The 11,656-nt window shown below is 69.5% G+C and carries 10 protein-coding genes; 6 read left to right on the forward strand and 4 right to left on the reverse strand.

All coding sequences use genetic code 11. The annotated features are described in order from the left end of the window. Positions 1–73: 73 nt before the first annotated feature. A complete protein-coding gene (locus ACE3TL_RS01840; RefSeq protein ID WP_374576944.1) occupies positions 74–976 on the forward strand; it encodes a class I SAM-dependent methyltransferase in 903 nt (300 codons plus the stop codon). Next, positions 973–1,710 (forward strand): pseudouridine synthase, encoded by a 738-nt coding sequence (locus tag ACE3TL_RS01845; RefSeq protein WP_374576945.1) that lies wholly within the window; start codon positions 973–975, stop codon positions 1,708–1,710. Before ACE3TL_RS01840 ends, ACE3TL_RS01845 begins: the two co-directional genes overlap by 4 nt. On the opposite strand, the gene ACE3TL_RS01850 is transcribed toward ACE3TL_RS01845, so the two are convergent. Continuing rightward, positions 1,700–4,234, reverse strand: a complete 2,535-nt coding sequence (locus tag ACE3TL_RS01850) for an ATP-binding protein (protein WP_374576946.1) — start codon at positions 4,232–4,234, stop codon at positions 1,700–1,702. The two genes, ACE3TL_RS01845 and ACE3TL_RS01850, sit on opposite strands and share 11 nt — an antisense overlap. A gap of 95 nt (positions 4,235–4,329) precedes the next feature. Then, positions 4,330–5,763 carry an MFS transporter gene (locus tag ACE3TL_RS01855; RefSeq protein ID WP_374576947.1) on the reverse strand — a complete coding sequence of 478 codons (1,434 nt, stop codon included), beginning with the start codon at positions 5,761–5,763 and terminating at the stop codon, positions 4,330–4,332. 85 nt (positions 5,764–5,848) lie between these two features. Here ACE3TL_RS01855 and ACE3TL_RS01860 point away from each other — a divergent pair, with 85 nt between their 5' ends. Next, positions 5,849–6,082 carry a sulfurtransferase TusA family protein gene (locus ACE3TL_RS01860; protein ID WP_374576948.1) on the forward strand — a complete coding sequence of 78 codons (234 nt, stop codon included), beginning with the start codon at positions 5,849–5,851 and terminating at the stop codon, positions 6,080–6,082. On the opposite strand, the gene ACE3TL_RS01865 is transcribed toward ACE3TL_RS01860, so the two are convergent. Then, a complete protein-coding gene (locus tag ACE3TL_RS01865; protein WP_374576949.1) occupies positions 6,079–6,996 on the reverse strand; it encodes a YihY/virulence factor BrkB family protein in 918 nt (305 codons plus the stop codon). The two genes, ACE3TL_RS01860 and ACE3TL_RS01865, sit on opposite strands and share 4 nt — an antisense overlap. Before the next feature lie 304 nt (positions 6,997–7,300). Between ACE3TL_RS01865 and ACE3TL_RS01870 the strand changes: the two genes are divergently transcribed. Next, positions 7,301–8,371: a substrate-binding domain-containing protein gene (locus ACE3TL_RS01870; RefSeq protein ID WP_374576950.1), complete on the forward strand. Its 1,071-nt coding sequence runs from the start codon at positions 7,301–7,303 to the stop codon at positions 8,369–8,371. A gap of 37 nt (positions 8,372–8,408) precedes the next feature. On the opposite strand, the gene ACE3TL_RS01875 is transcribed toward ACE3TL_RS01870, so the two are convergent. Beyond that, positions 8,409–9,542: a CaiB/BaiF CoA transferase family protein gene (locus ACE3TL_RS01875; protein WP_374576951.1), complete on the reverse strand. Its 1,134-nt coding sequence runs from the start codon at positions 9,540–9,542 to the stop codon at positions 8,409–8,411. Positions 9,543–9,734: 192 nt separating this feature from the next. Between ACE3TL_RS01875 and ACE3TL_RS01880 the strand changes: the two genes are divergently transcribed. Further along, complete coding sequence (locus ACE3TL_RS01880; protein ID WP_374576952.1) at positions 9,735–11,063, forward strand: diguanylate cyclase domain-containing protein; 1,329 nt, start codon at positions 9,735–9,737, stop codon at positions 11,061–11,063. Continuing rightward, positions 11,063–11,572 (forward strand): hypothetical protein, encoded by a 510-nt coding sequence (locus ACE3TL_RS01885; RefSeq protein ID WP_374576953.1) that lies wholly within the window; start codon positions 11,063–11,065, stop codon positions 11,570–11,572. The genes ACE3TL_RS01880 and ACE3TL_RS01885 overlap by 1 nt, the downstream gene beginning before the upstream one ends. Positions 11,573–11,656 lie beyond the last annotated feature (84 nt).

Here is an 11,656-nt window from a genome sequence, read left to right on the forward strand (position 1 = left end):
AACTTGCGTGTCCGATTGCGACGGAGGGCCGGGTGGGACATAGGGGCGGCTGGAGAGTCGAACGGAAACCGCCTTGCCTGCAGCCGTCTATGGAACCCCGCGCCCGGACGTCGTCGAGACGCCCAGGAGCGCGCGCCAGCTTTCGCCGCTCATTCCGGGCTCCGACGACATGGCCGCAGCGCCCGACGCGGTTTGGGAGGAGGTGGTGGTGCAGGTTCCGCCGGGGGCGGTGGAGGCACGCCATGTGCTGGCCCAGGCGCTGCGGACGCTGAAGCCGGGCGGGCTGCTGACGGCGGCCGCGCCGAAGGACAAGGGCGGGCTGAGAATCCGGAAAATATTGGCAGGTTTAGGCTGCGAGGCCGCAGAAACCTCCCGACGCCATCACCGCATCTGCACGGTCGAACGGCCCGCGCAGGTCGCCGGGCTGGACGCGGCGATCGCCGAAGGGGCGCCGCGGCGTCTGCCCTCGGGGCTCTGGTCGCAGCCGGGGGTGTTCAGTTGGGACCGCCTGGACCCCGGGAGCGACCTGCTGCTGGGCCGCCTGCCGGCGCTGAGCGGGCGCGGCGCCGACTTCGGGGCGGGAATAGGCTGGCTGTCGCGCAAGGTGCTGACCTCGCCGGCGGTGACCGCCCTGACCCTGGTCGAACTGGATCGCCGGGCGCTCGACTGCGCGCGGCGCAACGTGGTGGACGAGCGCGCCCGTTTCGAATGGGCAGACGTGAGGCGAGCGGGCGAAAGGCTCGAGGGCCTGGACTTCGTGGTCATGAACCCGCCGTTCCACGACGGCGGCCAGGAGGATCGCGCGCTCGGCCAGGCGTTCATCCGCACGGCGGCCTCGGTGCTTGCGCCCGGCGGCGTGCTCTGGATGACCGCCAACCGCCACCTGCCCTACGAGGGCGTGCTGGCCGAGGCGTTCAAGCGCGTAAGCCCGGTCGCCGATGCGAGCGGCTACAAGGTGTTCGAGGCGCGGCGATGAGCAAGGTTCCGACCATGCGGCTCGACCGGCTGCTCGGCAATCTCGGCTATGGCAGCCGCAAGGAGATGCACGGCCTGGCCGTGGCCGGCGAGATCGTCCTAGACGGCGTGGCGGTGAAAGACGCCGGCGCGCGCATCGCCATCGGTCCCGACCTGCCCCGGCGCATGACGGTGATGGGCCGGCCGGTCGATCCGCCGCCGCCGATGATCGTCATGTTGCACAAGCCGCTGGGCGTGGTGTGTTCGCACAAGGAGGCGGGCCAGCGGATCTACGACCTGCTGCCGCCCCGCTGGCGCGTGCGCGACCCGGCCCTCTCGAGCGTCGGGCGACTGGACAAGGAGACTTCAGGTCTGCTGCTCATCACCGACGACGGCGACTATCTGCATCGGGTGATCTCACCCCGCAGGCACGTAGCCAAGAGCTACCTGGCCACGCTGGATCGGCCGCTCGGCGGCGACGAAGGCGCGATCTTCGCATCGGGGACGATGATGCTGGAGGGCGAGGACAAGCCGTTGCTGCCGGCCATCCTCGAACCCCTTGGCGAACGGCAGGCCCGGCTGGTCATCGAAGAAGGCCGCTATCACCAGGTCCGGCGGATGTTCGCCGCGGTCGGCAACCATGTCATCGACCTGCATCGCGAGCGCATCGGCGGGCTGGCCCTGCCAGGCGACCTGGCCGCCGGCGAGTTCCGCATCCTGGACCGCGCGACCGCCGAAAGCGTCTTTACGGCCTGAGGCCGGCTTCAAGGCCTGCGGGGCGGGCCAGGTCCTGCGGGGCCTCCGCTGTCCCGATCGCATCGACGATCGCCTCGATCAGGGCGGCGGCGCGGATCGGCTTGGAGAGGTGCAGATCGGCGCCCGCCTCGCTGCTGGCGCGCACGTGCTCGTCGAGCGCATTGGCGGTGAGCATGATGACCGGCGTGCGCGGCAGGCCGTTCTCGGCTTCGAACTCGCGCAGGGAGGCGGTGGCCGAGAGCCCGTCGAGCTCGGGCATCTGCATGTCCATCAGCACGATGTCGAACCGCTCGGCGCGCAGGGCCGCGAGCGCCAGCGCGCCGTTTTCCACGATGACCGGTTCGACGCCGACCGATTGCAGGATCAACTGGACCACCTTCTGGTTGGTCGGATGATCCTCGGCCAGCAGCACCCGGCGGCCGGCGATGTCGAGCACGGTCGACGGGCCGCCGGAGGCGCCCTCCTCCGCACCTTGGGTCTGGGCCAGGGCCACGGTGATGGTGAAGGTCGATCCCCTGCCCGGCTGGGAGACCACGTCGACCTCCCCGCCCATCAGCTCAACCAGCGAGCGGCTGATGGCCAGGCCCAGGCCAGTGCCGCCGAAACGGCGGCGGATCGAATCGTCGGCCTGCTCGAAGCGGCGGAAGAGCCGCGCCTTGACCTCGTCGCTGAAGCCGATGCCGGTGTCGCTCACGGAGAAGCGCAGCGGGCCGGTGCCGTCGCGCTCCACCCGAAGGGTCACGCCCCCGGCTTCGGTGAACTTCACCGCGTTGGAGAGCAGGTTCGAGAGCACCTGCGTCAGGCGAACCGCATCGCCGATGAAATATCCCTCGGCCTGGGGCGAGACGCTCCAGTCCAGCGACAGGCCCTTGGCTTCCGCCGCGGCGCGATGCAGCTCGGCGATCCGGCCGACGATGGCGCGCAGGGCGAACGGCTCGGCGGCCAGGGCGATCTCGCCGGCCTCGATCTTCGAGAAGTCAAGGATGTCGGTCAGGACCTGTTCGAGAAGACGGCCGGAGGAAACGATCAACTCGGCCAACTCGCGGCTCTTGGGCGAGGTCTGCTCGGCGGCCAGGGTCTCGGAGATGGCGATCACCCCGTTCAGGGGCGTGCGCAGCTCGTGGCTCATATTGGCGAGGAAACGCGACTTCTCGGCGTTGGCGCGTTCGAGCTCGGCGGTGCGTTCATGCACGCGGTCCTCCAGCGAGGCCATGACCTCCTCGACCTTGTCGCGCTCGCCGCGCAGCGCCTTGGCCAGCACGCCGATTTCGTCGTTGCGCGCCTCGACCTTGCCGATGTCGGGCCGCTCGCCGGAGCCGAAGGCCTCCGGCTCGCAGGTGGCCGCCAGTTGCCGCAGGGGCTGGACGATGGTCCGGCGCGCCAGGCTGACCACCAGAAAGAGCTGGGCGGTCGAGGCCACCAAGCCAAGCGCCAGCACCCAGGAAGCCGACAGCATGGCCGACCGGGTCACCGCCGCCTTGGGATAGGTCAGCAGCAGATACCAATCCGGGCCGGTCAGGCGGCCATAGGCCACGATCTCGTCGCGGGCGGGGTTTTCGATGACGCCGTGCGAGCGGCCGTCGGCCTTGATCGCCTTGACCAGGGCGCGCAGGCCCAAACGCTCCTCATAGCCGGCCACCGTAGCCTCAGACGCCTTGCCGGGGGTCTGGAAGCCAGGAAAGGCGATCAGTTCGCCCTTGGAGGTGACGACGAGGTTCGATGCGCCGGGCAGCGTGTTGCGGATGGCGTCGAGGAAGAAGCCGGTCAGCTCCAGCGAGGACCCGAAGGAGCCGATATAGCGGCCACCGGCATAGGCGGGCGTCAGGCAGGCGGTGGCGAGGCGTTCGCCGCGGGTGTCCTGGACCAGCCGTTGGAGATTGGTGCAGCGGGTGAGCCGGTCCGGATCGTTCTGCGGCGAGGTGAGAGTGGCCATCTCCTCCTTGCTGAGGTCGAGGTCGGCGGGCGCCTCGTGCCGATAGAACATCAGGCGGTCGGGCCGGTCCGGGCCGAACATCACCAGCCGGGCCGAGGGCGTGAAGAAATAGAAATTGTCGTACTGGCCATGGGCCGCCTGGCCGAAGCCGGACACCACCTGGAAGGCTGCGGCCAGGGCGGCCTTTTCCAGGGGCGGCGTCTCCGCGGCGCGGACGATGAAGGCGCCCATGCCATAGACATAGTCGCCATCAGGGGTCAGGCGGCCGTCGAAGTCCTCCGGGCGGCTGCGCCGGGTGCCGTCCGGGCGCGCGGGGAAATAGCGCTCGGTCAGCCGATCCACCTCGGCCGGGGTCAGGGTCTGCAGGCGGCGCTCAAGCTCCTGGGCGGCCGACCTGTGCAGGCCTTCGAGGTTCGAGAACCGCTTGTCCACATTGGTGCTGCGCTCGGCCACGTAGTCGCCGAGGAAGGCGATCTGGCGATTGGACAGCTCGCCCTGGAAGACCATGAACGCCGCGACGGCGCCCATGGCGGTGACGATAGTCGACATCACCCCCAGGCTGAGCTGAAACCTGCGCGACAGAGATTGCATGCGGCCCCGATCCGAAAGACGAGGCACTATGCACGCCAGGTGTTGCGGCCAGGTTTACACGTAAAACCAAGCAGTTGCCGAAGATCGGCCGAGGTCTAGGGCGCGTCGTCGATGATGGAGAGCGGTGGAGCGACCTCCTCCAGCGGCTTGCGCTCGGCGGCGACGCCCAGGAACAACTCGACCACCGAGGCCAGCAACATCAGACCTCCGCCCAGCAGGTAGCCCCAGAAGATCTGGTGACGCTCGCCCGACTCGATCAGCGCGCCGAACAGCGCCGGGCCGCCCACCCCGCCCAGCAGGGTGCCGAAGGCGTAGAACAGCGAGATCGTCACCGCACGCGTCTCCAGCGGGAAGGATTCGCCGATGGTGAGATAGGCCGCGCTGGCCCCGGCCGAGGCGAAGAAGAAGATCACCGTCCAGGCCACGGTCTGCCAGACCGCCGACAGCATGCCCTCGGCGAACCCCCAGCCCGTCAGGCAGAGCAGAACGCCCGACAGGCCGTAGGTCAGGGAGATCATCGGCTTGCGGCCGATGGAGTCGAAGAAGTGGCCCAGCAGCAGGGGGCCGAGGAAGTTGCCCGCCGCGAACGGCAGGATGAACCAGCCGATCGAGGCCGGTGCGATCCCGTAGAACTTGGTCAGGACCAGGGCGTAGGTGAAGAAGATGGCGTTGTAGCAGAAGGCCTGGGTCGACATCAGCACGATCCCCAGCACGGTCCGCTTCGGATGACGGACGATCAGCGAGCGGGCGATGTCGAGCCAGGAGGTGCGCATCGGGCGCAGCCGCAGGGTCGGCAGACCCGCGGTCGGCGGCAGGACGATCCCCGACCGCTTCTGGACGTCGGCCTCGATGGCCGCGACCACGGCCTCGGCCTCCTGGGGATGGCCGTGGCTCATCAGCCAGCGGGGGCTCTCGGGGATGTAGCGGCGGATGTAGATGACGATCAGGGCCAGGGCCCCGCCGATGATGAAGGCCAGCCGCCAGCCCCAGGCCTGGTCGACGATCTGAGGGTCCAGCACGATCAGCGAGCCGGCCGCGCCCAGGGCCGCGCCGACCCAGAAACTGCCGTTGATCGCAAGGTCGGTATAGCCGCGGCGGCGCGCGGGGATCAGTTCCTGGATGGCCGAATTGACCGCACCGTACTCGCCGCCGATGCCGGCCCCAGTCAGGAAACGGAACAGCAGGAACGACCAGAAGTCCCACGAAAAGCCGGTCAGTATGGTCGCGACCAGGTAGACGCCGACCGTGATGGTGAAGAGCCGCCGTCGCCCGAAGGTGTCGGTCAGCCGCCCGAAGATCAGGGCGCCGAGCACCGCGCCGAGGATATAGGCGCTGCCGGAAAGGCCGATCTGGGTGCTGGAAAGCGCCAGGCCGCCCGCAATGGCCGGCGACAGCGAGCCGACCAGGGTGACTTCCAGTCCGTCGAGGATCCAGGTGACGCCTAGCGCGATCACCACCATCCAGTGGAAACGGCTCCAGGGCAGGCGATCGAGCCTGGCCGGGACGTTCGTCGTGAAGGTTTCCGCCATGCCTCCAGTGGGCTAGGGCCAACACGTCCCGATTGCAAAACACGAGGGCTTGGGTTCAAGCCCTTGTGACTGTAAGCCGGCGGTCATGGATGATGTTGAAATCCTTGTCGACGCACGCGGCCATCGCTGTCCGGTGCCGACCCTGCGGCTTCGGCGGGCGCTCGAGGCGGCCCCGGCGGGCGCACGCGTGCGGCTGCTGGCCGACGATCCTCTGGCCCGGATCGACGTACCGCACTTCGCGGCGGGCGCGGGGATGGAGGTCGTCGAGATCGGCGAGGACGACGGCGCCTTGAGCTTCCTGGTCGGCAAGCCGCTCTAGACGGCTTCGCTCGCCAGCCGATGCTGGCGGCGGTCTTCCAGCACCAGCTCGATCTCGGTGGCGAAGGCGCCGCCGAAGAAGACAGCGTTGACGCTCCAGGAGAGCCAGATCAGGAAGACGACGACGGCGGCGACCGAGCCGTAGGTCGCGCCGAGATGGGCGATCTGCTCGACATAGACGGCGCTGGCCCAGGACACGAACAGGCAGAGGATCGCCGCGCTGGCGCCGCCGAGGATGGAGGGCAGCCAGGCGACCGGCCGGCTGGACATCGCAAAGCGGTAGATCAGGCTCATGGCGACCGTCAGGCCGAAGCTCGCCCAGACCCATTCGCTGTAGAGCCAGGAGACTCCGGCCAGCGGGCGCAGGCCGAAGGCCGCGCCGATGAAGCGGAAATAGAAGAAGATCGCCGAGAAGAAGGCCATCATCACGAAGGCGGCGATCAGCACCGCCAGCGCCAGCAGGTTGAAGCTGAAGAAGCCGCGCTGGGTGTCCTCGTCATGGATGAAGGACAAGCCCGCCAGCAGGGCCTTGAACCCGCGGTGCGCGGCATAGCCGCCGATGACCAGGGCCACGCCGCTTTGGGCCGAGACCGCCTGGAACGGCGCCTGGGCCAGGCGTTCGAGCTCGCCCTGGAACAGGGTCTGAGCGCCGGCCGGCAGCAGGCGGGCCATGGCCTCGGCCTGGTGGGCCACCTCGCCGGGGTCGGCCAGCAGGCTGTAGACGCCGATGCCGATGGAAAGGGCCGGGAACACCGCCAGCATGGCGAAGAAGGAAACGCCGCCGACATAGAGCATGACGTCCCGCCCCCAGAGGCGGCGCAGGGCGCGGCCGGCGACCAGGAGCGCCAGGCGAATCCAGTGGATCGGATCCCAGTCCGCGTCCCGCAAGGCGCGGATTCTCTGTTGAAACGACATGGCGCGGAAGGTGCGCAAGCTCGCCCCTGGACGCAACCCCGCCATCGCCGCACGCCCGAACGGCGCGCCGGGGTCGCCGGCGCGCCGCCGATGGGCGTGTCATGCCATCGATCCGAACCGCCGCGTCGAGGGACGGGAGATTTGCGGCGTCCGGACAAGGCGCAATATCGGATCGGCCCCCTGAACCCCGGCTGAACGCCTCGCCCGGCGCGCGTTCATGCCCGGGGGCCGTCACCGCGACTTCACATAAGTGTCAAACAAGAATGCTAGCGGCTCGGGGCCACCGGTCTGGGAGCTCACAGCCATGAAACCTTACGCCTATCTCGCCATCGCCGCCGTCGCCCTGAGCGCTTGCGGCCAGCAGGCCGCCAAGGACGGCGCCAAGGGCCCCAGCGCCAGCGGCCGCGACCAGGTCTGGGCCGCCGGCTCCTCGACCGTCTTCCCGTTCGCCACCCGCGTGGCCGAGAACGTCGCCAAGACCACGGGCGGCCGCGCCGCCAAGGTCGAAAGCCTGGGCACCGGCGGCGGCTTCAAACTGTTCTGCAGCGGCGCGGGCGCGAATTTCCCCGACGTGGCCAACGCCTCGCGGCCGATCAAGAAGTCGGAATACGACCAGTGCGTCGCCAACGGCGTCACCGACATCGTCGAGATCAAGATCGGCTATGACGGGATCGTGATCGCCAACGCCAAGAACGGCCCGACCTTCGATTTCAAGCTCGACCAGGTCTATCGCGGCCTGGCCGCCGAACTGCCCAAGGGCGCGGCGTTCGAGAAGAACACCCTCAAGAACTGGAAGGACGTGGACGCCGGCCTGCCGGCCCAGGCGATCCTGGTCTATGGCCCGCCGCCGACCTCCGGCACGCGCGACGCCTTCAGCGAACTGGCCTTGGAGAAGGGCGCGCGCAAGCTGGCCGAGCTCGACGCCCTGCACGGCAAGGACGAGGACGCCTTCAAGGCCAAGGCCCATACGATCCGTGGCGACAGCGCCTGGGTCGACGCGGGCGAGAACGACAACGCCATCGTCCAGACCCTGACCAAGACGCCGAACGCCCTGGGCGTGTTCGGCTATTCGTTCCTCGAGAACAACATGGACAGCGTGAAGGCCGCAAAGATCGACGGGGTCGCCCCGACCTTCGAGACCATCTCGAACGGGACCTATCCGGTCTCGCGCTCGCTCTACATCTACGTGAAGAAGGCCAATGTCGGGGTGACCCCGGGCCTGCGCGAATTCGTCAACGCCTTCGTCTCCGACGCGGCGACCGGCAAGGGCGGATACCTGCAGCAGCGGGGCCTGATCCCGCTGTCGGGCGAGGATCACGTGGCGCAGAAGGCGGCGGCCACCAACCTCACGCCGATGGCCGCGCCGGCGAAATAAGGACCCTGGCCCCGGACGGCGACGTCCGGGGCTTTTCCTATCCAGCCAAGGCGCCGGAGGCCTTCAGGGCCTCGATCTCGGCGTCGGAGAAGCCCCAGTCGCCAAGGGCTTCGCGGTCGTGCGCGCCGATGGCCGGCGGCGGGCCCTGGATGGCGCCGGGCGTCGCCGAGAAGCGCGGCGCAGGCGCCGGCTGGACCACCCCGCCCAGTTCCACGAAGGTCTGGCGCGCGACGTTGTGCGGATGCCTGGGCGCCTCGTCCAGATCGAGGACCGGCGCGAAACAGACGTCGGTCGCGCCCATGATGTCGGTCCACTCGGCCTGGGTCTTCTGGGCGATGACGTGGGCCAGCTTTTCGCGCAGGCCGTCCCAGCGGCCGCGGTCCATCTGGGCGGCGAAGTCCGGATCGTTGATGCCGGTCTTCTCCAGCAGCAGGGCGTAGAACTGCGGCTCGATGGAGCCGATCGAGACCCATTTGCCGTCGGAACACTGGTAGGTGTCGTAGAAGTGCGCGCCGCCGTCGAGCAGGTTGGCGCGGCGCTGTTCCTTCCACATTCCGCTGGCCTTGAAGCCGTAGAACATCGCCATCAGGGACGCGGCGCCGTCGCTCATGGCGCAGTCGATGACCTGGCCCTTGCCGGTTTCGCGGGCGTTGAGCACGCCGGCCAGCAGGCCGAAGGCGAGATAGAGCGCCCCGCCCCCGAAATCGCCCACCAGGTTCAGCGGCGGAACCGGCTTGTCGCCCGTGCCGATGGCGTGCAGCGCGCCGGTGATGGCGATGTAGTTCATGTCGTGGCCGGCGGCGTTGGCGTAGGGCCCGAACTGGCCCCAGCCGGTCATCCGCCCGTAGACCAGCTTCGGATTGCGGGCGAGCGCGACGTCGGGGCCGAGGCCCAGCCGCTCCATGACGCCGGGCCGGAAGCCTTCGAACACCGCATCGGCGCCCTCCATCAGCTTCAGGCAGGTCTCGATGGCGGCCGGGGTCTTCAGGTCCAGCCCCACGGACCGGCGGCCGCGCGAGGTGATGTCGGCGGGCGAGGCCCTGCCCTGCCCCTTGCGGTCGATGCGCACCACGTCGGCCCCGAGATCGGACAGCAGCATGCCGCAGAACGGCCCCGGCCCGATGCCGGCGAACTCGACGACCTTCAGTCCGCTCAGCGGTCCCTGGCCCATACTTAGACTCCCTTGATTGTCGGCCAGGAGCCTAGAGGCGTGACGCGCCGTCAGCCAAACCGGCCAGCGGCGTCGCTCCACAGCCGGCGACTCGCCGTCGCTGTGTCATTCGCGCTGCGGCTGTATAGTCCGCTGACGCTTCGATTCCCGCTCCATCCGGCGGGAGCTGCGCGAGAGGCCAGGTTTAAGCGAATGACGGCGGGCGTGCAGGCGCGAGTCTTGATCGTTGCACGGGACGACGCCGTGGCCGGGCCGCTGGCCGAGGGGCTCGACCGCCTGGGCTGGCGCACGGTCACCGCGCGCGGCCCCTACGCCGCGACGGCCGCCCTGGCCGATTTGGGCGTCGAGGCGGCCATCGTCGACCTGGCCAGCGGCGGGCACGAGGCCCTGGCCATGGCGCAGCGGTTGAAGAGCGCCTGCGCGCCGCGGCGGCTGCCGGTCATCGCCATCGGTGATCCGGGGCCGGAGCTCGACGCCTGCGACTTCGACCTGACCCTGGCCGCTCCGGTTCATCCCGCTCAGATGGTGATGCGGCTGGAGACCCTGGTGCGGACGGCCGTGGCCGAGGAGGAGTTCGAGCTTCGCCTCGAAACCTTCGCCGACCGGGGACGGCGGCTGGATGCGCTGGAGCCGAACACCGCGCCCTTCCACGTCCTGGCCATCGGCGAACCGGCGCCGCAGTTCCTGGCCCTCTCGAACGCCCTGGCGCGGTCGGGGGCCGAGGTGGTCGGCGCCTTCACCGCCTACACCGCCTTCGACTACCTGCACGAGCGGCCGTTCGACGCGGTGGTGCTGTGGGCCGGCGACACCAGCCAGGAGGCGCTGTCCATCGCCGCGGGCATGCGGCGCAACACCCGCCTCTATCACACGCCGGCGCTGCTCTACATGCGCCAGGAAAGCTATGTGACCATGTCGGAGGCCTATCATCGCGGGGTGACCGACGTGGCCTCGCCCGAGACGCCGGAGACCGAGACGGCGCGGCGGGTGCTGGAACTGGCGCGCAGCTACCGGCGCCAGCAGGCGATCCGCAAGGCGCTGGAAAAGGCGCGCACCTCCGGACTGATGGACGCGGCCACCGGCCTCTTCACCCGCGACCTGTTCGCCCGCCATGTCGGGCGCCTGGCCCAAGCGTCGCGGGCGCGGGGCCGCCCGCTCTCGGTCTGCGTGCTGAAGGTGGCCGAGCGAGCCGATGTGAGCGCCGCGCGCAAGGGCGGCTGGCTGGACCGGGCGATCCCGCAGATCGGATCGATGATCGGCCGCCTGGTGCGGGTGGAGGACACCGCCGCGCGGCTCGGACAGGAGGTCTTCGCCCTCGCCCTTCCCGCCACCGGCAAGGCCGCCGCCCGCGCCGCTGGCGAGCGGATCGCCGCGGTGATCGGATGCACGGCCTTCGAGGCCGGCGACGGCCAGCCGCCGTTCGTGGTCGATTTCGACATCGGCGTCGCCGAGGTCGGCTCGCCCGAGCTGGTCGGCAAGGCGCTAGAGGAAGCCGCCGCCAGCGCCCAGCAGAAGGCGAGCTGATGCCGCCCGAGGCGCAGGGCGGAGCCTGGCTCTACCTTACGCCGCTGTTGGTCCTTGGCCTGATCCTGTGGCGCGGCCTGCGGCCTCGCACCCTGCGCGTCGAGCGCATGTGGATCGCGCCGGCGGTGATCCTGCTGATGTTCGGCATGATGCTTTCGCAAATGCCGCCGCCACGGCCGACGATGGTCGCAGCCGGCCTGGCCGCGCTGGCGGTCGGCGCCGGCGCGGGCTGGTGGCGGGGCCGCACGACGACCATCACGGTCGACCCGCAGACCCACGTCCTCACCAGCAAGGTCTCGCCGGTCGGCGTCCTGTTGCTCATGGGCCTCTTCGTCGCCCGCTACGCCCTGCGCGATTTCGCCCAGGGCCATGCGGCGTGGATGCACCTGCGCCCCGCCGAGATCACCGAGATCTTCCTGCTGTTCGCGGTCGGCCTGGTCTGCGCCCAGCGGCTGGAGATGTGGCTGCGGGCCAGCCGGATGCTCGGCGAGGCGCGCTCGGGCCGCTAAAGCGCGTCAGGGCGAAGTGTTAAGCGGTTCGCCCGCCCGAACGCGCTCTGCAGGCTTGATTTAGAGCCCTTTTCAACGGGTTTG

Source organism: Phenylobacterium sp., assembly GCF_041920015.1.
Lineage (GTDB): Bacteria > Pseudomonadota > Alphaproteobacteria > Caulobacterales > Caulobacteraceae > Phenylobacterium.